The organism is Ensifer sp. B1-9, from assembly GCF_050474445.1.
GTDB lineage: Bacteria > Pseudomonadota > Alphaproteobacteria > Rhizobiales > Rhizobiaceae > Ensifer.
On record NZ_JBCHVG010000005.1, the window covers coordinates 184,848 to 205,189 of the forward strand.

General features: G+C 62.9%; 24 protein-coding genes. 13 read left to right on the forward strand and 11 right to left on the reverse strand.

What is annotated here, in order from left to right; all coding sequences use genetic code 11:
- Nucleotides 1-131 precede the first annotated feature (131 nt).
- Nucleotides 132-1,115, forward strand: coding sequence for an iron exporter MbfA (gene mbfA / locus ACQ5BM_RS10840; RefSeq protein WP_429810785.1), 984 nt, complete (start codon nucleotides 132-134; stop codon nucleotides 1,113-1,115).
- Nucleotides 1,116-1,187: 72 nt separating this feature from the next.
- On the opposite strand, the gene ACQ5BM_RS10845 is transcribed toward mbfA, so the two are convergent.
- Together ACQ5BM_RS10845 and ACQ5BM_RS10850 are read right to left on the reverse strand one after the other, a co-directional pair.
- The gene (locus ACQ5BM_RS10845; protein WP_429810786.1) at nucleotides 1,188-1,808 is read right to left on the reverse strand and encodes a transglutaminase-like cysteine peptidase; all 621 of its coding nucleotides are present in this window, start codon (nucleotides 1,806-1,808) and stop codon (nucleotides 1,188-1,190) included.
- Between the two features lie 290 nt (nucleotides 1,809-2,098).
- Nucleotides 2,099-2,899 carry an alpha/beta hydrolase gene (locus tag ACQ5BM_RS10850; protein WP_429810787.1) on the reverse strand — a complete coding sequence of 267 codons (801 nt, stop codon included), beginning with the start codon at nucleotides 2,897-2,899 and terminating at the stop codon, nucleotides 2,099-2,101.
- A gap of 217 nt (nucleotides 2,900-3,116) precedes the next feature.
- On the opposite strand from ACQ5BM_RS10850, the gene infC reads away from it, so the two are divergent.
- Nucleotides 3,117-3,653, forward strand: coding sequence for a translation initiation factor IF-3 (gene infC, locus ACQ5BM_RS10855; protein ID WP_173518054.1), 537 nt, complete (start codon nucleotides 3,117-3,119; stop codon nucleotides 3,651-3,653).
- Nucleotides 3,654-3,890: 237 nt separating this feature from the next.
- On the opposite strand, the gene ACQ5BM_RS10860 is transcribed toward infC, so the two are convergent.
- Nucleotides 3,891-4,250: a hypothetical protein gene (locus ACQ5BM_RS10860; RefSeq protein ID WP_429810788.1), complete on the reverse strand. Its 360-nt coding sequence runs from the start codon at nucleotides 4,248-4,250 to the stop codon at nucleotides 3,891-3,893.
- 364 nt (nucleotides 4,251-4,614) lie between these two features.
- Here ACQ5BM_RS10860 and ACQ5BM_RS10865 point away from each other — a divergent pair, with 364 nt between their 5' ends.
- From ACQ5BM_RS10865 to pheT, 7 genes are all read left to right on the forward strand, one after another.
- The gene (locus tag ACQ5BM_RS10865; protein ID WP_429810789.1) at nucleotides 4,615-5,115 is read left to right on the forward strand and encodes a PepSY domain-containing protein; all 501 of its coding nucleotides are present in this window, start codon (nucleotides 4,615-4,617) and stop codon (nucleotides 5,113-5,115) included.
- Nucleotides 5,116-5,122: 7 nt separating this feature from the next.
- Entirely contained in the window at nucleotides 5,123-5,788 is a 666-nt protein-coding gene (locus ACQ5BM_RS10870; protein WP_429810790.1) for a response regulator transcription factor, read from the forward strand.
- Entirely contained in the window at nucleotides 5,785-7,152 is a 1,368-nt protein-coding gene (locus tag ACQ5BM_RS10875) for a sensor histidine kinase (RefSeq protein WP_429810791.1), read from the forward strand. The genes ACQ5BM_RS10870 and ACQ5BM_RS10875 overlap by 4 nt, the downstream gene beginning before the upstream one ends.
- A 210-nt stretch (nucleotides 7,153-7,362) precedes the next feature.
- A complete protein-coding gene (rpmI, locus tag ACQ5BM_RS10880; RefSeq protein ID WP_077962740.1) occupies nucleotides 7,363-7,566 on the forward strand; it encodes a 50S ribosomal protein L35 in 204 nt (67 codons plus the stop codon).
- A gap of 39 nt (nucleotides 7,567-7,605) precedes the next feature.
- Nucleotides 7,606-8,010: a 50S ribosomal protein L20 gene (gene rplT / locus ACQ5BM_RS10885; RefSeq protein WP_012710091.1), complete on the forward strand. Its 405-nt coding sequence runs from the start codon at nucleotides 7,606-7,608 to the stop codon at nucleotides 8,008-8,010.
- A gap of 374 nt (nucleotides 8,011-8,384) precedes the next feature.
- The gene (gene pheS, locus ACQ5BM_RS10890) at nucleotides 8,385-9,467 is read left to right on the forward strand and encodes a phenylalanine--tRNA ligase subunit alpha (protein WP_429810792.1); all 1,083 of its coding nucleotides are present in this window, start codon (nucleotides 8,385-8,387) and stop codon (nucleotides 9,465-9,467) included.
- A 129-nt stretch (nucleotides 9,468-9,596) separates the two neighbouring features.
- Nucleotides 9,597-12,023, forward strand: coding sequence for a phenylalanine--tRNA ligase subunit beta (gene pheT / locus ACQ5BM_RS10895; protein ID WP_429810793.1), 2,427 nt, complete (start codon nucleotides 9,597-9,599; stop codon nucleotides 12,021-12,023).
- A 61-nt stretch (nucleotides 12,024-12,084) separates the two neighbouring features.
- On the opposite strand, the gene ACQ5BM_RS10900 is transcribed toward pheT, so the two are convergent.
- The 4 genes from ACQ5BM_RS10900 to ACQ5BM_RS10915 form a co-directional block, all read right to left on the reverse strand.
- Nucleotides 12,085-12,480, reverse strand: a complete 396-nt coding sequence (locus ACQ5BM_RS10900) for a VOC family protein (protein ID WP_429810794.1) — start codon at nucleotides 12,478-12,480, stop codon at nucleotides 12,085-12,087.
- Nucleotides 12,480-12,842 (reverse strand): nuclear transport factor 2 family protein, encoded by a 363-nt coding sequence (locus ACQ5BM_RS10905; RefSeq protein WP_429810795.1) that lies wholly within the window; start codon nucleotides 12,840-12,842, stop codon nucleotides 12,480-12,482. Before ACQ5BM_RS10905 ends, ACQ5BM_RS10900 begins: the two co-directional genes overlap by 1 nt.
- Nucleotides 12,843-13,160: 318 nt before the next feature.
- Entirely contained in the window at nucleotides 13,161-14,156 is a 996-nt protein-coding gene (locus ACQ5BM_RS10910; RefSeq protein WP_429810796.1) for an aldo/keto reductase, read from the reverse strand.
- 58 nt (nucleotides 14,157-14,214) lie between these two features.
- Complete coding sequence (locus tag ACQ5BM_RS10915) at nucleotides 14,215-14,367, reverse strand: hypothetical protein (protein WP_429810797.1); 153 nt, start codon at nucleotides 14,365-14,367, stop codon at nucleotides 14,215-14,217.
- Nucleotides 14,368-14,403: 36 nt separating this feature from the next.
- Here ACQ5BM_RS10915 and ACQ5BM_RS10920 point away from each other — a divergent pair, with 36 nt between their 5' ends.
- Nucleotides 14,404-15,294: a LysR family transcriptional regulator gene (locus tag ACQ5BM_RS10920; protein ID WP_429810798.1), complete on the forward strand. Its 891-nt coding sequence runs from the start codon at nucleotides 14,404-14,406 to the stop codon at nucleotides 15,292-15,294.
- A gap of 91 nt (nucleotides 15,295-15,385) precedes the next feature.
- Entirely contained in the window at nucleotides 15,386-16,021 is a 636-nt protein-coding gene (locus ACQ5BM_RS10925; RefSeq protein WP_429810799.1) for a hypothetical protein, read from the forward strand.
- A gap of 102 nt (nucleotides 16,022-16,123) precedes the next feature.
- Here ACQ5BM_RS10925 and ACQ5BM_RS10930 read toward each other — a convergent pair whose 3' ends face one another.
- Nucleotides 16,124-17,074 (reverse strand): aldo/keto reductase, encoded by a 951-nt coding sequence (locus ACQ5BM_RS10930; protein WP_429810800.1) that lies wholly within the window; start codon nucleotides 17,072-17,074, stop codon nucleotides 16,124-16,126.
- 302 nt (nucleotides 17,075-17,376) lie between these two features.
- On the opposite strand from ACQ5BM_RS10930, the gene ACQ5BM_RS10935 reads away from it, so the two are divergent.
- Nucleotides 17,377-18,363: a Gfo/Idh/MocA family protein gene (locus ACQ5BM_RS10935; protein ID WP_429810801.1), complete on the forward strand. Its 987-nt coding sequence runs from the start codon at nucleotides 17,377-17,379 to the stop codon at nucleotides 18,361-18,363.
- A 72-nt stretch (nucleotides 18,364-18,435) separates the two neighbouring features.
- On the opposite strand, the gene ACQ5BM_RS10940 is transcribed toward ACQ5BM_RS10935, so the two are convergent.
- Nucleotides 18,436-18,891 (reverse strand): hypothetical protein, encoded by a 456-nt coding sequence (locus ACQ5BM_RS10940; protein WP_429810802.1) that lies wholly within the window; start codon nucleotides 18,889-18,891, stop codon nucleotides 18,436-18,438.
- Nucleotides 18,892-18,969: 78 nt separating this feature from the next.
- On the opposite strand from ACQ5BM_RS10940, the gene ACQ5BM_RS10945 reads away from it, so the two are divergent.
- Complete coding sequence (locus tag ACQ5BM_RS10945) at nucleotides 18,970-19,749, forward strand: helix-turn-helix domain-containing protein (RefSeq protein WP_429810803.1); 780 nt, start codon at nucleotides 18,970-18,972, stop codon at nucleotides 19,747-19,749.
- Nucleotides 19,750-19,752: 3 nt separating this feature from the next.
- Here the strand turns inward: ACQ5BM_RS10945 and ACQ5BM_RS10950 are convergent, their stop codons facing one another.
- Nucleotides 19,753-19,965 carry a hypothetical protein gene (locus tag ACQ5BM_RS10950; protein WP_429810804.1) on the reverse strand — a complete coding sequence of 71 codons (213 nt, stop codon included), beginning with the start codon at nucleotides 19,963-19,965 and terminating at the stop codon, nucleotides 19,753-19,755.
- A gap of 14 nt (nucleotides 19,966-19,979) precedes the next feature.
- Nucleotides 19,980-20,342 (reverse strand): transporter, encoded by a 363-nt coding sequence (locus ACQ5BM_RS10955; protein ID WP_429810805.1) that lies wholly within the window; start codon nucleotides 20,340-20,342, stop codon nucleotides 19,980-19,982.

Genomic DNA, 20,342 nt, shown 5'->3' on the forward strand with positions numbered 1-20,342 from the left:
TCGTGACCCCGCATGGTGGCTGAGCCGCGACGCTCTGTCGAGAGATTGTCGCATGTTTGCATGGCTTTGACCTTGACGGTGCCGACTTGGTTTTCTATTTTTAGAATTATTCTAAAGAAGGTTTTCTCTCAATGTTTTCGAGTCTCTTCTCCCGGTCCAAGCGCCCTTTTCTTTCCTTGAGCGAGCAGGAAATCCTGGCGCTCGCAATCTCGTCCGAAGAGGACGACGGGCGCATCTATCTCGCCTATGCCGACGCGCTCCGGCGGCAATATCCGCACTCGGCAAAAGTGTTCGAGGAGATGGCGGAGGAGGAAAGCCACCACAGGCAGTGGTTGATCGATCTGCATGTGCAGCGCTTCGGCAGCCGCATTCCGCTCATCCGGCGCGAACACGTGCGCGACTTTCCGGAGCGCAAGCCCGACTGGCTGATTGCCGAAATGCCGATCGAAAAGGCGCGCGAGGAAGCCGAAGCGATGGAGGAGACGGCGCACCGCTTCTATGTCGAGGCGGCGGCGCGAACCCAGGATGCCGCCACACGCAAGTTGCTCGGCGATCTCGCCATTGCCGAGAAGTCGCATGAATCGTTGGCACGCCGACTTGGTGAGGAGCACACGCCCGAAGCTGTGCGCGCCGAGGAGGATCAGACCTCGCGCCGTCAGTTCATCCTGACTTTCGTTCAACCCGGTCTCGCCGGCCTGATGGACGGCTCGGTCTCGACGCTTGCGCCGATCTTTGCCGCCGCCTTCGCGACGCAGGACACCTGGCAGACCTTCCTGGTGGGTCTGTCAGCCTCTGTCGGCGCCGGGATTTCCATGGGTTTCACCGAGGCCGCCCACGACGATGGCAAGCTCTCCGGCCGCGGTTCGCCGATCAAGCGCGGCCTCGCTTCCGGCATCATGACGGCATTGGGCGGTCTCGGCCACGCATTGCCCTATCTGATCCCGCATTTCTGGACGGCGACCGTTACCGCGGCCGTGATCGTCTTCTTCGAACTCTGGGCGATCGCCTTCATCCAGAACCGCTACATGGAGACCCCGTTCCTGCGGGCGGCATTCCAGGTGGTGCTCGGCGGTGGTCTGGTGCTCGCGGCCGGCATTCTGATCGGCAACGCGTGACGGGCGAGCGATGGACGTGAAAAAGGGCCGGTCTGACCGGCCCTTTTTTGAAACCCTGTACTTTGCTCCGGATCAGTTGCCGACTGAACCGACGACGACTTCCGCGCCGTTCTCGATGGTGACCCAGCGGCCGCTGTGGTTCGAGGCCTGACGCTTCAGATAGCGATAGGGTGTCTGCGTCCAGAGCTTGACGCCGTTCTCGAGATTGTCGAGCACGAAGTCGCCCTGCGACGTGCGCACCGTCAGCACCGCATGGCCTTCGCCATCGGGCTTGCGGACGACGGTGATCAGGAGATCGCTCGCCGAGAAGCCCTTGTTCATCAAACGCTTGCGCTTTTCGAGCACGAAGTCCTCGCAGTCACCGGCGTTGTCAGGATAGGACCAGACCTCGTCCCGGCCGTACAGTTCCAGGTCAGTGACCGGCATGATCTCGCGATTGACCGCAGCATTCACCTGCCGGATGGCGGCCCAGCCGCGTTCGGTCACGCGCGGAGCAACCGTTCCCTTGGAGCGCACGTTGCATTCGCTCTTGTATTTCTGGCAGAACTCATAGTGACCGATCGGCTGTGACGTGGCGGAGCCGGTCTGCATCCATGGAGAGGAACCTGCTTGTGCAGGAATTGCCGTGTTTGCTGAAATGAAAAGTGCGCAAAACGCCGCGATACTTCCCTTAACCCCAGTCCAAGACGCCATACAAATCCCCTGCAACGCGGTATGCCGGGCTCTTCCTGTCCGGACGTATTCGCGCAATCCTGAGTTGAAGGCAGCTTCTTTAGGATCGCCCCCGCTGCTGCTCTAATCGTTAATAAAGAGTTAATAACGTCGGAGCTGCAGAGTCAATCGCCGGAATCGGCGCATCGGGTTTTATGGTTAAAGGCGGGGCTGTGCGCGCGCAAACCGTTGCGCCGCAGGCGATCTGCGGCGCTGGACAGGCTTTTGGGAAAGTCGTGGCGGAAGGGGCGGGCGGTTTTTCCGCCCGAGGCTCAGGCGAGCATCGTGCCGATGGCCTGCTTCATTTTAGCGATGTCTTCTTCACGCGAAAGGCGATGGTCGCCGTCGCGGATGAGCGTCATGACGACATCGTCGGACGGCAGGTGCTCCATCAGCCGCAGCGCATGGGTATAGGGCACGTCGGGATCGCGCATGCCCTGCAGGATGTGCACGGGGCAGCCGGTGGTGATCGTACCGTCGAGCACCCGGTTGGCGCGCCCGTCTTCGATGAGGGCGCGGGTGAAGATGTTCGGCTCCGGGCTATATTCGGAGGGTTCCTCGAAATAGCCGCGTTCGGCAAGCGAGGTCCTCTCCGCTTCCGTCAGGTTGGGTTCGATCAGTTCCGCGGTGAAATCCGGTGCCGGCGCGATCAGCACGAGGCCGGCGACGCGCGATCCGTCGCCACGCCGCCTGAGCTCCTGGATGGCACGCAGTGCGATCCAGCAGCCCATCGACGAGCCGATCAGTACGACGCGGCCCGGCGCCGCCTGATCGATGACCGCAAGGCTCTCCTCGAGCCAGCGCGAGATCGTGCCGTCGGTGAAGGCGCCGCCGGAGGAGCCGTGGCCGGAATAGTCGAACCGAACGCATGCCGCACCCCGTTCGATGGCGTAGCGCTCGACCTCGACCGCCTTGGTGCCGGTCATGTCCGAGCGGTAACCGCCGAGCCAGACGAGCGTCGGCTGTCCCAATGGCTTCTCCGGGCGGCGCACGCGCATCGCGATCCTGCGCCCGGCCGCAGACACACCGACGTCGATGAAGCTGATTTCCGTCTCGGCTGGCGTATCCTGCATGCATTTCTCTCCAAAGGCCGGTTTCGCTGGCGATTTTCTTTCTAAAACAGATTCGCCTTGGTATCGACAGGTGGTGATTTTCCTTGCAAGCCGTGCTATTGACTCTGGCGCCGCAATTCACACATTGCCGTCGGTGACAGATTCAGGCGCTTCGTTTGTGATCGCGCCGATGATCGAATTAACTACATTTCGGAAATAGCTCGAGGAGAGTACGACCATTCGCAGACCGTTCAAAGCGGACGCCCCAGTCAAGGAGGGGCCGCGCTCAAACAAGGAAATCCGGGTTCCCCGGGTTCAGCTTATCGATGCCGAAGGCCAGAATATCGGCGTCGTGCCGATCGACCAGGCGCTCCGCATGGCGGAAGAGGCCGGTCTTGATCTGGTAGAAATCGCACCGAACTCCGAACCGCCGGTGTGCAAGATTCTGGATCTTGGCAAGCTGAAATACGCCAACCAGAAGAAGGCGGCCGAAGCGCGCAAGAAGCAGAAGATCGTCGAAATCAAAGAAATCAAGATGCGCCCGAACATCGACACGCACGACTACGACGTGAAGATGAAGGCGATGAACCGGTTCTTCGAGGACGGCGACAAGGTCAAGGTCACGCTGAAGTTCCGCGGCCGCGAAATGGCCCACCAGGAACTGGGCATGAAGCTCCTGCTTCAGGTCAAGGACGATACCCAGGCGATCGCCAAGGTGGAGGCCGAGCCGAAGCTGGAAGGCCGTCAGATGATGATGGTTCTGGCGCCGCGCTGAGCCGTCGCTGCCGTCAATCGCAAGACCGATCCGATGAAAGCCGCCTTCCGGGCGGCTTTTTTCGTTGCGGTGTCGCGCCGGCGCTTTCTGACAGAATGCTGACAGCCATCCTCAGCGATCTGTCAGCAAACGGATGCCATTCTTCGTGCGTCGGCAACGGGACAAGGACTGGAGATGATGAGTTCAGCGCTGCGAAAAGCCCTGCTTGTTTCCTCGGTCGGTCTCTGCAGCCTCGTTTCAGCGCCCATCGGCCTGTCGGTAATCGCAAGTGGTCCTGCGCATCCGTTCTCGACGGCAGCCCTCGCCGATGACGATGAAGGCGACGATCGTGGCGGTGATGATCACGGTGGCCGCGGTCACGACGGGTCGGAAGATCGCGATGACGATGATCGCGACGACAACGATCGGCATGACGTTGATCGGGATGACGACGGCGAGGGCGATGATTTCAACGACGACGATTTCCGGGATGCCCGCGATCGTCCCGAGGTCGAACTGCGCGTGTCCGAAGAAAGCCTTCGCGGCCTGCGCGACGGGTCGCTGATCGCCGTCGACGATCTCGGCCGTGTGCTCGAGGTCGAAGTGGAATTCGAACATGGTGTTCGCGTCGTGACGGTGGAGCCGCACCGCGGTGATTTCCGCCGTAACCCAGGACCGATCACCAGCGTTTCCATCAGGCCGGCGCCCTGATCTGTTTGGAATTTGCCCGGCGCATTAGCCCCGCACCATGCGCCGGAGCGAAGGTCGACCGCCACCAGCCCGCCCGGCGGCTCGACCCGGCCAGCGCATGCCCCCGTGCCAACGTGGCGCTGGGGGTATGCGCGCAACTGGCGTTGTGGCGACGGCTGGCGTAGGCTGACACCCCGTGGGCGCTCCCTCGCGGGCCGGCCTCGAGATGCGCTAAGCTTAGGAAAATGACCCTGAACCCAAATCGAAGAGGCGATCGCGACCGGATGGCGCCATGGCGATGACACGACGAGACCTGATTGCGCTCTTCTGCTGTTCGCTCCTGCTTTCGCTTGCGCCGCAGCCCGGCCGCTTGGGCGCCCTGGCCGAGGATGGCGATTCCGGTAACGGCGGTGGTTCGCATGGCGGCGGTGGCAGCGGCGGTGGTGACCAGGGCGGCGACGATGACCACGATGACGATCGCGGCAACAAGGGCGGTGGCAACGGCGATGATGACGACGATGACGGCGAAAGCGCTGGCGCCGCGGCCGGCGGCAATCGCCGCAGCGACCAGGAGCGCGCGCGCGCCGCGGTCGAGAAAGGCGACATTCTGCCGTTGAAGGATGTTCTCCGGCTCGTCGACGAGGACAAGTATGGCAGGGTCATCGGCGTTGATCTCAGAGGCTCCGGCAGCAGCGAGGTTTACCGGCTGCGCACGCGCGACCGGCAGGGGACGATCCGCAACCTGCGCATCAACGCGCGCACCGGAAAATTCATGAATATCTTCGGTTTCTGAGGGCGGCATGCGCATTCTTCTGGCGGAGGACGATCCCAACATCGCAGCCCACGTGACAGGCAGGCTGCAGGCGGAGGGCTATGGCGTCGATACGCTCGCCCTGGGCCCGGACATTTGGGAGCGAGGGGAAAGCGGAAACTATACCGCGATCATCCTCGACCTCGGCCTGCCGGGCATGGACGGGCTGTCGATCCTCAAGCGTTGGCGTCAGGCCGGGCTGGAAACGCCGGTCCTGGTCCTGACGGCGCGGGGCTCCTGGATGGAGCGCGTCGATGGCTTCGATGCCGGTGCGGACGACTATCTGCCGAAGCCTTTTCGAGCGGAGGAACTGCTGGCGCGGCTGAGAGCTCTGTTGCGGCGTGCCGGCCCTCGCGTCACCTCGGTACGCGCAGCCGGGCGCTTCACGCTCGATGAGGCGACGCGCCGTGTGACATTCGATGGAGAGCCGCTCGAACTCAGCCCGCTCGAATACCGGATGGTCGCGCTCTTCGTGGAGCGCAAGGGCCAGGTCGTCACACCGCTTGAACTGGCGAGCCATGTTCAGGGACGCGATGACGATGCGGCCAAGAACGCCGTCGAAGCGATGATCGCCCGGCTGCGCAAGAAGACGGAAAGCGGCGCGATCGAGACTCGGCGCGGCTTCGGTTACGTTCTGCCGGATGGCCCGGCATGATCCGTTCGCTGCGGCTGAGGCTTGCTATCGGCGCATCGATCGCCATAGGCCTCGTGCTGCTGGTGGTCTGGCTCTCCCTGAGCAGGCTTTTTACCGATTACGTCGTCGGCCGCTATCGCGCGGAAATGGCGACGCTGGTCGATACGATTGCCGCCCAGGTGGCGGTGCGTGACGGCGAAATCGTCCTGCCGCGCGAGCCTGCTGATCCGCGGCTGAACCTGCCTGCCGGCGGACGCTACTGGCAGATTACGCGCGACAACGGCGCGCCCATCCGTTCGCGCTCTTTATGGGACACGGTGATCGACCGCGATCGGCCGTCGGCGCCCCACCACCTCGGCTTCCTGGAGGTAGAAGGTCCGGACGGGGCATCTGTGCTGGTCCACCAGCAGACGCTGACTTTCGGTGAGGGGCCGGATGCGCGACGGTTCTCCGTTGCCGCCGGCTTTGCGCGCGGCGAACTCGATGATGCGCTGGCCGCCTTTCACAGCCAGATCCGGCTGATGCTGGTGGCAACCGCCTTCGTGCTCGCCGGTGCTGCGTTTCTACAGGGTGCCGTCGGACTTTCGCCGCTGGTCCGCTTGCGCGAGCAGGCCGCCCGCGTTCGTTCCGGCGAAGAGAAGGATTTTGGCTCGGCCGGCCCCACCGAGGTGCAGCCGCTGATCGCCGAGATCAATTTGCTGCTTTCCGAGCGCGAGGCAGCTCTGGCGCAGGCGCGCGCCCGTGCCAGCGATCTTGCCCACGGCCTGAAGACGCCGTTGACCGTGATTGCCCAGCTTGCCGAGAGCCTGCCGCGGGAAGAGCGGCGGATCGCACTCGAGCAGGTCGATCTGGTGCGCCAGCGCGCCGATCGCCAGCTTCAGGCGGCCCGCATGGGCGTCGAGCGCATGGCAACCACGTCGATCGCCAGCCTCGGCGGCAAGCTGGTCAACGTCCTGCGCCCGATAACGGCCGAGCGCAATGTCGTCTGGGAAGTCGAGATCGATCCGTCGATCTCGCTTGACCTCGATCCGGCCGACCTGGCTGAATGCCTCGGCAATTTGCTCGACAATGCCGCGAAATGGGCGCGGACCCGCATCCGGCTCTCGGCGGAAGCGGCTGACGGTCGTGTGCGCATTGCCGTTGGCGACGACGGCCCCGGCGTTGCCGAAGGGGACCGGGAACAGGTCCTGCGCCGCGGCGCCCATGGCGAGGATACTGAGGGCAATCACGCCGCCAGCACCGGCCTCGGACTTGCGATCAGCGCCGATATCGCCGATGCCTATGGCGCAGTGCTGTCGCTCGGGCAGTCGTCGCTGGGCGGCCTCGAGGCCGTGTTGACATTCGACACCGGTGGTGGCCGTCGGCGACCGCGCGGTCCCGCCTAGGGACAACGTGTTCGCGATGCGTCGGACAATGGTGGGGCGTATTCAGCCACGGCTCGCGGCCCATCTTCGATTCCGCAGTTGCGCTTTTCCGGATGTGCGGTTATAAGCCCCCGTCCGAACGGTCCGGCAGGGCATGCCGTGGCCGTTCTTAACGCTGGAAACGAGCCTCGTCTGTTCGTTTCGCATTTTAAAAAACAATGGAGTAGCAAAATGCCCAAGATGAAGACGAAATCGTCTGCCAAGAAGCGGTTCAAGATCACCGCGACCGGCAAGGTTCGTGCAGCGGCTGCTGGTAAGCGCCATGGCATGATCAAGCGTACCAACAAGTTCATCCGCGACGCGCGTGGAACCATGGTTCTCGCCGAGCCCGACGGCAAGAAGGTCGTCAAGAACTACCTGCCGAACGGTCTCTAAGACTTTCAGGCACATCGGATACGTTAAGGAGATCATGACATGGCACGTGTAAAACGCGGCGTTACCGCCCACGCCAAGCACAAGAAGACGCTCAAGGCAGCCAAGGGTTTCTACGGCCGCCGCAAGAACACCATCCGCGCCGCCAAGGCAGCGGTTGATCGTTCGAAGCAGTACGCTTACCGCGACCGCAAGGTCAACAAGCGCAACTTCCGCGCTCTCTGGATCCAGCGCATCAACGCTGCCGTCCGCGAATTCGGCCTGACCTACGGCCGCTTCATCGACGGCCTGAACAAGGCTGGCATCGAAGTCGACCGCAAGGTTCTGTCCGACATGGCGATCCATGAGCCGGCAGCATTCGGCGCCCTCGTCGAAGCTTCCAAGAAGGCGCTTGCCTATCTCAAGGAAGCCGGCACGGCAAACGAGTTTGAAAGCGCTGTCCGTTAAGCCAGCGTTTTCCCAAAACCGTACTTAAAATTCGTTGGGAAACCCGCGCTGGCAGGGCTGGCGCGGGTTTTTCTTATTTCGCGAGATGAACGTGCGAGACCTTCGAAAGGAACTGCCCCGGTTCCCTCATCCGACGATGCTTCGGCCCGGCCTCCAGCTTGGTCGTGCTTGCGTCTTTGCACCGGCATTCTTCGCGACCGCGGCGCGATCACATTCCTGAAGACTACAGCGCCGCGCGTCTTATCAGACGCGCAAAGGTCGCTGTAGCACTTTGAAGTGATGCATGTTTTTGACCTTTAATCGGTGCGATTGAAGAAAACATGCAGTAGAGCCGATATAGAACCGAACCTATTCCCGCATCGAGGCAGGACAGAATGAGCGAACTGGAAACACTGGAACGGACACTGCTGGCGGATATCCATGCCGCCGACGATGAAGGATCGATCGAGGCGGTGCGTGTCAATGCGCTTGGCAAGAAGGGCTCGATCTCCGAGCTCCTGAAGACGCTCGGTACCATGACTCCCGAGGAACGCCAGACCCGCGGCGCCCAGATCAACGCGTTGAAGAACACGGTCGCCGAGGCGATTGCCGCCCGCAAGGCGGCACTGAAGGACCAGGCGATCGCCGAGCGCCTGGCACGCGAGACCGTCGACATCAGCCTTCCTGTCCGCTCGTCACCGGCCGAACGCGGCCGCATTCACCCGATCAGCCAGATCGTCGACGAGATCACTGCGATCTTCGGCGACATGGGCTTCTCGATCGCCGAAGGCCCGGATATCGAGACCGACTACTACAATTTCACCGCGCTGAACTTCCCCGAGGGCCATCCGGCCCGCGAGATGCACGACACCTTCTTCTTCAATCCCGATGAGAAGGGTGAGCGCAAGGTGCTGCGCACGCATACCTCGCCGGTACAGATCCGCACCATGGAAGCTGAGCAGCCGCCGATCCGCATCATCATCCCCGGCAAGACCTATCGCCAGGATTCCGACGCCACTCACTCGCCGATGTTCCATCAGGTCGAAGGCCTGGTGATCGACAAGGCGGCGAATGTCGCCAACATGCGCTGGGTGCTGGAAGAATTTTGCAAGGCCTTCTTCGAGGTGGATCAGGTGACGATGCGCTTCCGTCCGTCCTTCTTCCCCTTCACCGAGCCGTCTTTCGAGGTCGACATCCAGTGCGACCGCTCCGGCCCGATCGTGAAGTTCGGCGAAGGTACCGACTGGATGGAGATCCTCGGCTGCGGCATGGTGCATCCGAACGTCCTGCGCGCGGGCGGGCTCGATCCGGACGAGTACCAGGGCTTCGCCTGGGGCATGGGCCTCGACCGCATCGCCATGCTGAAATACGGCATGCCGGACCTGCGCGACTTCTTCAACGCCGATGTTCGCTGGATGACCCATTACGGCTTCCGCCCGCTCGACATGCCGACGCTGTTCGGCGGTCTTTCGGCCTGATCGCGCAGAAAGGAGCATTTCCAGGAAAAGTGCGAAGCGGTTTTCCGTCCGGAAATGCGAAAAACAAAGGGATAGAGCGTTTCTGCGCTTCGATTTAAGCCGGAAATGCTCGAGGATACAGGTGAAATCATGAAATTCACGCTTTCCTGGCTCAAGGACCACCTTGAAACCGACGCTACGCTCGAGGAAATCTGCGCCCGCCTGACGATGATCGGGCTCGAAGTGGAAGACGTCGACGACAAGGCCGCCTTCAAGCCCTTCGTCATCGCCAAGGTCGTCTCGGCCGAGCAGCATCCGAATGCCGACAAGCTTCGCGTGCTGATGGTCGACACCGGCTCGGGCGCTCCGATCCAGGTCGTCTGCGGTGCGCCGAATGCGCGCGCCGGCCTCGTCGGCGCCTTTGCCGCACCCGGCACCTATGTGCCCGGCATCGACGTGACGCTTGCCGTCGGCACCATCCGCGGCGTCGAAAGCCGCGGCATGATGTGCTCGGAAAAGGAGCTGCAGATCTCCGACGATCACAACGGCATCATCGACCTGCCTGCCGATGCGCCCGTCGGTACGAGTTATGCCGCCTATGCCGGCCTCGACGATCCGATAATCGAGATCAACCTCACGCCGAACCGGCCGGACTGCACCAGCGTCTACGGCATTGCGCGCGACCTCGCCGCCTCTGGCCTCGGCACGCTCAAGGCGCGTAAGGCGCCGTCCTTCGCCGTCGAAGGCGAAACACCGGTGAAGCTCACGCTCGACCTCGGCGAAGACAAGCATCTCTGCCCGGGCTTCTCGCTGCGCCTGGTGCGCGGCGTCAAGAACGGCCCGTCGCCGAAGTGGATGCAGCAGCGCCTGCTGGCGATCGGCCTGCGCCCGATCAACGCACTGGTCGACATCACCAACTACATGACCTTCGATCAGGGCCGGCCGATGCACGTGTTCGACGCCGCCAAGGTCGAGGGCAACCTGACGGTCCGCCGCGCCAAGGAAGGCGAAACCGTGCTGGCGCTCGACCAGCGCGAATACAAGCTCGGCCCCAACAACGTCGTCATATCCGATGAAAAGGCGATCGAATCGATCGGCGGCGTCATGGGCGGCGAGCACTCCGGCTGCGACGAGAACACCACCGACGTCTTGATCGAGTCGGCGCTCTGGGATCCGATGAACATCGCCAAGACCGGCCGCACGCTCGGCATCATCACCGATGCGCGCTACCGTTTCGAGCGCGGCGTCGATCCGGAATACATGGTGCCGGGCCTCGAGCGTACCACGGAGCTGGTTCTTGAACTCTGCGGCGGCACGGCGGCCAAGGCGGAAGTGGTCGGTTATGCCGGCCACACGCCGAAGATCGTCGACTTCCCGGTTTCCGAAGTGAAGCGCCTGACCGGCCTCGAGGTTTCCTCGGAAGAGAGCATCTCGATCCTGAAGAAGCTCGGCTTCGGCGTCGAAGGTTCCGGTGACCGGTTCAAGGTCTCGGTACCGTCCTGGCGACCGGACGTCGACGGCAAGGCCGACCTCGTCGAAGAGGTCATGCGCATCCACGGCGTCGACAACATCGTCGCCGCTCCGCTGCCGAGCCACGGCACCGTCAACGGCAAGATCCTGACGACGCTGCAGATCCGCACCCGCCTTGCCAAGCGCGCACTTGCAAGCCGCGGCATGCTGGAAGCGGTCACATGGTCGTTCATCTCCGAGGAACAGGCGAAGCTCTTCGGCGGCGGTGCGCCGGCGCTGAAGCTCGCCAATCCGATCGCCTCCGACATGTCGGACATGCGCCCGTCGCTGCTGCCGGGCCTCTTGACGGCTGCCCAGCGCAATGCCGACAAGGGCTTCGGCGACGTCGCGATCTTCGAAGTCTCCGGCACCTATGAGGGCGATACGCCTGAGACCCAGCGCCGCGTTGCCGGCGGCATCCGCCGCGGCACGGCCTCGCTGAACGGCGCCGGCCGTCTCTGGTCGAATGCGGCCAAGGGTGGTGGCAAGCCGGTCGACGTCTTTGATGCCAAGGCGGACGCGATTGCCGTACTCGAAGCCTGCGGCGTGCCAATGGGCAATGTCCAGTTCGAGCCGGGCGGTCCCGCCTGGTATCATCCGGGCCGTTCCGGCACGATCAAGCTCGGGCCGAAGATCGTTCTCGGCTCCTTCGGCGAATTCCACCCGAAGACGCTGGAAGCGCTTGACGTTTCGGGCGCGTTGTGCGGCTTCGAGATCTATGTCGACGCCATGCCGGAACCGAAGAAGAAGGCGACACGCACCAAGCCGGCGCTCGATCTCTCGCCGTTCCAGGCGGTGAAGCGCGACTTCGCCTTCGTCGTCGACAAGACGGTGGAAGCCGGCGCCATCCTGCGCGCGGCTTCGGGCGCCGACCGCAAGCTGGTGACGGGCGTCAGCGTCTTCGACGTCTTCGAAGGCGCTTCGCTCGGCGAAGGCAAGAAGTCGATCGCCATCGAAGTCACCATCCAGCCGGTCGAGCGCACCCTGACCGACGAGGACTTCGAGGCGCTCACCGCCAAGATCGTCGCCAATGTGACGAAATCGACGGGCGGCGTACTCCGGGCGTGACCCTGGGCAAGCACTCAACCGAAAGGGCCGCTGGATTGCAGCGGCCCTTTTTCGTTCGAACTCAGTCCAGGCGCTGCATCAATTCCATACGGTTACCGAACGGATCGTCGACATAACATCTGCGGTAGTCGGCAAGCGGTTCGTCCTCGGCGATCGTCACGCCGGCCGGTTCGAGCCGCAGCGTCAGGCGGTCGAGATCGTCGACGAGGAAAGCCGGATGCGCCTTGCGCGCCGGCCTGAAGTCTCGGTCGATGCCGAGATGCACGCGGATATCGCCCTGCTCGAACCAGCAGCCGCCGCGCGCGAGAAGATTGGCCGGCTTCGCTACCTCCATGAGGCCGAGGAGACCGCCGTAGAAGCCGCGTGCCGCCGGCTCGGCGCCCGCCGGCATGGCAAGCTGGATATGGTCGATGCTGATGAGCCTACCCGTCGCCTTGGTTTTCTGCGGGATTGCCATCATGACGCATGCTGGTGGAAGACCTTGTTGACGATCACCCAGCGCCCGTCGATCTTCACCAGGGCCAGATGGTCGGAATAGCGTTCGCCGGCGAAACTGTCGATCACTCTCACGGTTGCGGCATCACCGGTGATATCGATCTTCTGCACGTCCATCTCCGGCTGGGTTCCGGGTGGCGCAGCCCCCGCCTCGACGATCGTCTTGATGAAGCCTTCGCGCGTCGTCCATTCGAGCGCGCCGTTGTAGTTGCCGATAATCGCCGCATCGGGGTGAAACGCCTTGCGCAGAGCGCCCTCGTTGGCAAAGGCCATGCCGTCGACATAGAGGTGCACCACTGCGCTGATCGCCTGCTCGTCGGACATTCCCGCTCCTCCGGATTCGTTGCCGTTGGTTGAGAGGTAGTGCGTCCGGTCGGAATTTCGATGGGGAGCTCCCCGCCCTTCACGGAAGGCGGGGAGGAATAGAGCACTTCCAGGAAAAGTGCGAAGCGGTTTTCCGCCAGGAAGTGCGGTGGAAACAAAGCACTTCCAGGAAAAGTGCGAAGCGGTTTTCCGTCAGGAAGTGCGCTGGAAACAAGGCACTTCCAGGAAAAGTGCGAAGCGGTTTTCCGTCAGGAAGTGCGGTGGAAACAAAGAGATAGAGCGTTTCCACGACTCCGCTTCACCGGGAAACGCTCTCGCTCAGCGGTTGGTGAGCGCCAGCGAGGCGTCCGTATAGCGCTTCCCGGCGACCAATGCCGGAGAGAGAGCGTCGGCGAGACGGCGGGATTCCTCGGCCGTGAGGGTGATGTCTACGGCAGCAGCATTCTGCTCCAGATGGTCGAGCTTGCGGGCGCCGGGGATTGGCACGATGAAATCGCCCTGGTTGACGACCCAGGCGAGCGCGAGTTGAGCGGCGGTGACGCCCTTTTCCTCGGCCAGCGTCTGGAGTGTCTCGACGAGCCGCACATTGGCGTCGAAATTCTCCGCCTGGAAACGCGGCAGCGAGCGTCGGAAATCGTCGGCTTCGAGATCTTCGGCCTTGCGCAGGGCGCCGGTCAGCATGCCACGCCCGAGCGGGCTGTAGGGCACGAAGCCGATGCCGAGTTCGCGGCAGGTGGCAAGCACGTCTTCTTCCGGGTCACGTGACCACAGCGAGTATTCGCTTTGAACAGCGGCGATCGGATGAACCTTGTGGGCCCGGCGGATGGTGGCGGCGCTTGCTTCCGAAAGGCCGATCGTCCGCACCTTGCCCTCGCGCACCAACTCGGCCATGGCGCCGACGGTATCCTCGATCGGCACCTCCGGATCGACACGATGCTGGTAGTAGAGGTCGATGACATCGGTGCCGAGCCGCTTGAGCGAGGCCTCAGCCACAGCCTTCGCATGCTCCGGCCGTCCGTCGACGCCCCTGATCGCCTGGGCTGCTGGCGCGCCAGCTTCGATGCGGAAGCCGAACTTCGTGGCGATCGTCACCTTGCCGCGGAGGGGGCCGAGCGCCTTGCCGAGCAGTTTCTCGTTCTCGAACGGGCCGTAGACTTCGGCCGTGTCGAAGAAGGTGATGCCGAGATCGACCGCGCGGTGGAGCGTGCGGATCGATTCCGCCTCGTCCGTGGCGCCATAGGCGAAGCTCATGCCCATGCATCCGAGGCCGATGGTGGAGACGGTGAGGTCATTCCCGAGTTTGCGGGTCTTCATGTCGTTTCCTTGTCTGGCTGCCACGCATCGGAACCAGCGCGCGGGGAGGGCACGTCTATCATCCGAGGCGTGAATTGTGATGGTGGGTGCCGCCGATGCGCTCCGTATAGGCGAGCGACGGCTCCTCCGTGCCAACGCGGCGAACTCCTGGCTTCGATCCGACGTTGGCGACGACTGAAGAATAGGGCTGTGCGCGGCGGCTGAAAATCACTGTCAATTCTCACAGGCTGTTCTATTATTTCGATCAATGAACAGAACGCAGCTTTCCCAACTCGCGGTGTTGGCCGCCGTCGCCGCCCATGGCAGCTTTCGCGGGGCCGCCCGAGAACTGGGCGTGGCGCCATCAGCGGTAAGCCATGCCGTGAGTAGCCTCGAAGCGAGCCTCGGTATCCGCCTTCTGGCGCGCACCACGCGCAGCGTCGCGCCGACTGAGGAGGGGCGCCGGCTGCTCGAACGGCTGGCGCCGGCACTGGAGGAGATCGCCCATGCATTGGAAGCCGCCGCCGATGCCCGCGAGCGTCCCGCCGGCAACCTGCGCATCACGGCGCCGCGGTTTGCCGCCGATCTCATCCTCGCGCCCCGGCTCGGGGCCTTCCTGAACCTCTATCCCGAGATCGTCCTGGAAATCGCCAACGAGGACGGCTTCACCGACATCGTCGAAGAGGGCTACGACGCCGGCATCAGGCTCGGCGAAAGCCTGGAAGCCGATATGATCGCGGTGAAGGTCGGGCCGGAGCTCGAAAGTGCCGTCGTCGCGTCGCCCGACTATTTCGAGCGCCACGGCCGGCCGCAGCATCCGCGCGATCTCGCTCAGCATCGCTGCATCCGCCGGCGCTTCTCCAATGGCACGCTCTATCGCTGGGAGTTCGAGAAGGACGGCGAGGAACTGACGGTATCGGTCGAAGGCCCGTTGATCCTCGGCGAGGACAGGCCGATCATCAAGGCGGCGATCGGCGGCGCTGGCCTTGCGTATCTCTTTCGCTCCCGGGTCGAGACCGCGATCGCCGAAGGACAGCTGGAGCGTGTCATGGAAGACTGGTGCGCACCCTATGCCGGTCCCTATCTCTATTATCCGAGCCGCAGGCAGATGCGACCGGCATTACGCGCCTTCATCGATTTCTTCCGGCATAGCGGATAGCAGAGGCTCTGGAATCGGGTGGCGCGGTTGGGCCGGATCTGGAATGCCATTGGTTCGCGCACTCCGTTTGTGCGGATGAGAAAGGAAGACGATGAAGAAGCCCGGATCGATGAAAGGTCTTGAAGATCTCGGCCGCGTGCGGCTCTCGCGGAACTTCTTCTTCCGCGAGTTCCTGCATTCGGAGATCGCGGATTTCCACCGCATCCCGAACATCCCTGATGATCCGGATCTCGCGATCGAGGCGGGGCGACGCCTCTGCGAAGAATTGCTGGAGCCGCTGGAAGCGACCTTCGGCCGCATCGTCATTCGCTCGGGCTACCGCAATCGCGCCGTCAACGGTTTCGGCAACGTCAATGGTCTCAATTGTTCGACCAATGCCGCTTCGGCCGCCGACCATATCTGGGACATGCGCGACGCCGACGGATGTATCGGCGCCACCGCCTGCATCGTCATCCCCTGGGTCTGGGACCGGCGCGGCGAGATCGGCGGCTGGCAGTCGATCGCTTGGTGGATCCACGACCACCTGCCCTATGCCTCGCTCTGCTTCTTCCCGAAGCTCTGGGCTTTCAACATCCAGTGGCACGAGCGGCCGGCGCGCCGGATCATGAGCTTCGTGCAGCCGCGCGGCGTCCTGACGAAGGCCGGCATGGCCAACCAGGGCGGCAGCCATGCCGAGGCCTATGCCGGATTTCCGGATTTGCGGAATGCGCCGAAACTGACCTGGTAGCGCACATGCTCGTCGGTCCGGGAGTAGAGCCGACGCCGGTCGCGTCGTCGCCACCGGCCGCAGCGCGTACCGTCGAATGCCATCGTGCCGGGTTTTCTCCCGTTATTCGCCGACATCGTTGAGTTGCTGGATCGCGTCATCCGACAGCTTGAGATCGGCGGAGCGAATGAGGCTCTGCAATTGCGCGAGGTTCGTGGCGCTGGCGATCGGTGCCGTGACGCCCTTGCGCGTCCGGACCCAGGCGAGCGCAATTTCTGCCTGGGTCGCACCGGTTTCGGCGGCAATATCGTCGAGCACGCCAAGGATACGCATGCCGCGTCCGTCGAGGTATTTTTCGACGCCGCTGCCGCGCGCTGAGCCCTCAAGGTCCTTGTGTGTTCGGTACTTGCCCGACAGGAAACCACGCGCCAGTCCGAAATAGGTGATCACGCCGATCTCTTCCGAAATGCAGAGATCGCGCAGCGGTCCCTCGAAGGCGTCGCGGTCGTAGAGATTGTATTCCGGCTGCAGCACCGCATAACGCGGCAGGCCGTGGGTCGCGGATATGTCGAGCGCCTCGCGCAGTTGCAGCGAATTCAGGTTGGAGGCACCGATGTTGCGGATCTTGCCTTCGGACAGCAATTGGTCATAAACCGCAAGCGTCTCCTCATAGGGCGTATCCGGGTCCGGCCAGTGAGAGAGATAAAGGTCGATATGGTCGGTCTGCAGCCGCCTCAGCGAATCTTCGACCGCTTGCAGTATCCAGCGGCGCGAAAGTCCCTTGCGGTCGGGCCCGAGTTCGGAACCGACTTTGGTGACGATGACTGCCTTGTCGCGCGATCGCTTCGATTGTTTCAGCCATTTGCCGATGATCGTTTCGGATTCTCCGCCCTGGTTGCCGGGCGCCCAGGAGGAATAGACGTCTGCGGTATCGATGGTGTTGAAGCCGGCGTCGAAGAAGGCATCGAGCAGGGCGAAAGACGTCTTTTCGTCGGCGGTCCAACCAAAGACATTGCCGCCGAAGACAAGTGGCGCGATTTCCAGGTCAGTGCGGCCAAGTCTCAGTTTTTCCATGGGTTCGCTCCATTGGAAGGGATGGAAGCATATCGCGATCGGGAGGATTGCGAAGGGAAAGATAGGGCGGAAAAGCTGATATTGTCACCCGGTTGCCGGCTTTTTTCTGCGAAACGGGAATCTCGGTCGGGACGATATCAACCGCTTGATAGGTACGTACCTCGGCGCTGCAGCGCCGCGCATCTTTAGACGCGCTAAGGTCGCTGTAGCACTTTGAGTTGCTGCATGTTTTTATCCTTAAATTGCAGGAAATTTAAGGAAACATGCAGTAGTCTCGGCCACAAAAATCAGGGAGCGCCGCCATGTTACGTTTCGGAATTCTGTCCACGGCCAAGATCGGCCGCGACCTCGTTGTGCCAGCCATTCAGGATGCGGAAAACTGCGTCGTCTCCGCCGTTGCCAGCCGCGACTTCGCAAAAGCCCGGGCCATGGCCGATCGCTTCTCCGCGCCGCATGCCTTCGGCTCCTATGAGGACATGCTGGCCTCCGACGTCATAGATGCGGTCTATATTCCGCTGCCGACGGCACAGCACGTCGAATGGTCGGTGAAGGCCGCCAATGCCGGCAAGCATGTGCTCTGCGAAAAGCCGATCGCGCTGCGCGCCTCCGAGATCGACGCCTTGATCGCCGCGCGTGATCGCAATGGGGTTCTGGTCGCCGAAGCCTTCATGGTCACCTACAGCCCGGTCTGGCGCAAGGTGCGCGCGCTGTTGGCCGAAGGCGCGATCGGCCGTCTGCGCCACGTCCAGGGTGCCTTCACCTATTTCAACCGCGACCCCAACAACATGCGCAACATTCCCGCGCTCGGTGGCGGCGGCCTGCCGGATATCGGCGTCTATCCGACGATCACCACCCGCTTCGTCACTGGCCACGAGCCGGTGCGGGTTCAGGCAAACACCGACCGCGATCCGGAATTCGGCACCGACATCTATTCGAGCGTGCGGGCAGACTTCGGCGATTTCGAGCTGAGCTTCTATATCTCCACCCAGCTCGCCGCCCGCCAGATCATGGTCTTCCACGGCGACAAGGGCTTCATCGAGGTGAAATCGCCCTTCAACGCCGACCGCTACGGCCGTGAGGAGGTGGAGCTCACCAATCAGAACCACGCCCAGTCGCAGCTCTTCCGCTTCCAGGATGCGCGCCAGTACAAGCTCCAGGCGGAAGCCTTCGCGCGCGCCGCCAACGGCGAACCTGAGGAAGTGGTGACGCTCGAGAATTCGCGCCTCAACCAGAAATTCATCGACGCGATCTACCGCGCCAGCGCCAAGGACGGCTGGGAGACCATCTGAGCCGGTCGAAGAATGCAAGGAGGCCCGCCGGCATGGCCGGTCGACCTCCTTCCTGATCTCTTGAGACTATCGTCAGGCAATCGCGGCGCGCTCTCGCGCCAGTCCCCGCCGCTTGAACAACATGAAGTCGGCGACACCGATCATGCCGATCACGACGAGCGCGATGCCGGCGGCAGAAAGGTCGGCATAGGCCGTGCACAGCAGCGCCAGGCTCGCCACTTGCCAGAGCACGTCACCGGCAATGCTGATGCGCGCCGCTGCCGTTACGGGGCCGCCATTGCGCGCCGCCGAGAGATGAAAGATCCCCCAGACCAGCAGTCCAATGCCGAGCGCCTTCATCATGGCAGGTATTGCGGCGGGGCTGATCAGCGCGGCCAAGGGGGCCGCGTCGAGGATCAGGATGGCGCCGGCGACCAGCGAGAATGCGCCGTCGGCGAGGAAGGTCTTGTTGAGCAGGCTGCGGTTCGAGAGGTTCATTTTCGGCTCCATCCGTTTGTCGTTGGCCGGATATTGCTCTGATGACGTCATCGAACCAATTACCTCTGAGGTAATGGATTTTACTTGGCATGCACGTCACTCTGTCGGGCAAATGGAGAAAACAGGCATATGCAATTTGGCGAACATCTGAAGGAATGGCGTGGCCATCGCCGCATGAGCCAGCTCGATCTCGCGGGCGCTGCCGGCATCTCGGCGCGCCACTTGTCGTTCCTCGAAACCGGTCGCTCGAAACCGTCGGAAGGCATGATTCTGCGGCTGGCCTCGGTGCTGGATATTCCGGCGCGCGACCAGGGAACGCTGTTTTCGGCAGCCGGCTATCGGCCGCGCATGGCGACGCGTCCGGCCGCAGGGCTGGACGCCATGCCGCCAGCCGTCGCCAATGCCATCAGGCTCATATTGGCCCGCCACGATCCCTATCCCGGCCTGGTACTCGACCATGAATACACGCTGCTCGTCGTCAACCCGGCGCTGGCGAGCCTGGCCGTGGCTGCCGACATTCCGTTCCAGCCTGGAGAAAACTTCCTCGACACCTTTCTCGGTCACGAAAACACTCGCAAGCTGGTCGTCAACTGGGAGGCCGCGGCGGCTGACCTCGTACAGCGCGTGCGCACCGAGGCCTGGCTGCAGGGGCCGCGCAGCCGCCTCGGTAAACGCCTGGAGAAGGCCGCCTCGAACCCGATGGTCGAGCGGGCGATCGAAAACCACCCCGACACCGACCGCCTGCCCGTGCTGCCGATCGAGCTCGATGTCGGCGGTCTGCGCTTGAGCTTCATCACCACGCTGCAGACCTTCGGCTCGACCCAGGATGCCTTGGTGGAAGGCGTGCTGATCGAATCCTTCTTCCCCGCGGACGAGGAGACCAAGGCGTTTTTCGAGCGGAAGGGGTGAGCGTTACTGGCTGTCGCGCTGCAGGCCGATGGCGATGGCGCCGCAGAGCGTAAGCGCGAGACCCATATTGTAGCCGCCGATTGCCGCTGCCGCTTGGATCCAGTTGCCGCTGACGCCAGCCAAGCCCAGCAGGACCGCACCGACCAAAAGGCAGAGACGCGGCGAGCACAGTCCGCATGTGATGATGCCGAGGAGAAAGGAAGCGGTGACGATCATGGTCCCGGGCACCCTTACGAATTGATGATGATCATGCCGCTGATGATCAGCGCGGCACCGAGGGCGTAGCGCAACGTCACGGCCTCGCCGAGGAAGACGGCGGCAAGCAGCGGTACGAGGCAGAATGTCAGCGCCATGAACGAATAGGCGATCGTCAGCGGCACGGACTTGATCGTGAAGATCCAGATGATCGTGCCGACGCCATAGACGGCCAATGCCGTGAGCAACGTTGGGCTGAGGGCGAGCGCCAGCAGCCCGTGAGCGTTGGCGTCGCCGGTCTTGGCGCTCGTCAGCTTGAAGAGGATCTGTCCGGCCGAAATCAGCACCGGTGTGAAAAACAGCCCGAACCAGACGGTGGGCGCCAGATTGAGATTCAT

Coding starts and splice junctions, on each gene's coding strand:
- ACQ5BM_RS10945 (WP_429810803.1), top strand. CDS start 18,970: ATGCAATTTGGCGAACATCTGAAGGAATGGCGTGGCCATCGCCGCATG.
- ACQ5BM_RS10935 (WP_429810801.1), top strand. CDS start 17,377: ATGTTACGTTTCGGAATTCTGTCCACGGCCAAGATCGGCCGCGACCTC.
- ACQ5BM_RS10910 (WP_429810796.1), bottom strand. CDS start 14,156: ATGAAGACCCGCAAACTCGGGAATGACCTCACCGTCTCCACCATCGGC.
- pheS (WP_429810792.1), top strand. CDS start 8,385: ATGAGCGAACTGGAAACACTGGAACGGACACTGCTGGCGGATATCCAT.
- ACQ5BM_RS10850 (WP_429810787.1), bottom strand. CDS start 2,899: ATGCAGGATACGCCAGCCGAGACGGAAATCAGCTTCATCGACGTCGGT.
- ACQ5BM_RS10870 (WP_429810790.1), top strand. CDS start 5,123: ATGCGCATTCTTCTGGCGGAGGACGATCCCAACATCGCAGCCCACGTG.
- rpmI (WP_077962740.1), top strand. CDS start 7,363: ATGCCCAAGATGAAGACGAAATCGTCTGCCAAGAAGCGGTTCAAGATC.
- ACQ5BM_RS10930 (WP_429810800.1), bottom strand. CDS start 17,074: ATGGAAAAACTGAGACTTGGCCGCACTGACCTGGAAATCGCGCCACTT.
- ACQ5BM_RS10875 (WP_429810791.1), top strand. CDS start 5,785: ATGATCCGTTCGCTGCGGCTGAGGCTTGCTATCGGCGCATCGATCGCC.
- ACQ5BM_RS10905 (WP_429810795.1), bottom strand. CDS start 12,842: ATGTCCGACGAGCAGGCGATCAGCGCAGTGGTGCACCTCTATGTCGAC.
- ACQ5BM_RS10860 (WP_429810788.1), bottom strand. CDS start 4,250: ATGTTCGAATTCCACTTCGACCTCGAGCACACGGCCGAGATCGTCGAC.
- ACQ5BM_RS10955 (WP_429810805.1), bottom strand. CDS start 20,342: ATGAATCTCAATCTGGCGCCCACCGTCTGGTTCGGGCTGTTTTTCACA.
- mbfA (WP_429810785.1), top strand. CDS start 132: ATGTTTTCGAGTCTCTTCTCCCGGTCCAAGCGCCCTTTTCTTTCCTTG.
- ACQ5BM_RS10845 (WP_429810786.1), bottom strand. CDS start 1,808: ATGGCGTCTTGGACTGGGGTTAAGGGAAGTATCGCGGCGTTTTGCGCA.
- ACQ5BM_RS10925 (WP_429810799.1), top strand. CDS start 15,386: ATGAAGAAGCCCGGATCGATGAAAGGTCTTGAAGATCTCGGCCGCGTG.
- rplT (WP_012710091.1), top strand. CDS start 7,606: ATGGCACGTGTAAAACGCGGCGTTACCGCCCACGCCAAGCACAAGAAG.
- pheT (WP_429810793.1), top strand. CDS start 9,597: ATGAAATTCACGCTTTCCTGGCTCAAGGACCACCTTGAAACCGACGCT.
- ACQ5BM_RS10920 (WP_429810798.1), top strand. CDS start 14,404: ATGAACAGAACGCAGCTTTCCCAACTCGCGGTGTTGGCCGCCGTCGCC.
- ACQ5BM_RS10950 (WP_429810804.1), bottom strand. CDS start 19,965: ATGATCGTCACCGCTTCCTTTCTCCTCGGCATCATCACATGCGGACTG.
- ACQ5BM_RS10865 (WP_429810789.1), top strand. CDS start 4,615: ATGGCGATGACACGACGAGACCTGATTGCGCTCTTCTGCTGTTCGCTC.
- ACQ5BM_RS10900 (WP_429810794.1), bottom strand. CDS start 12,480: ATGGCAATCCCGCAGAAAACCAAGGCGACGGGTAGGCTCATCAGCATC.
- ACQ5BM_RS10940 (WP_429810802.1), bottom strand. CDS start 18,891: ATGACGTCATCAGAGCAATATCCGGCCAACGACAAACGGATGGAGCCG.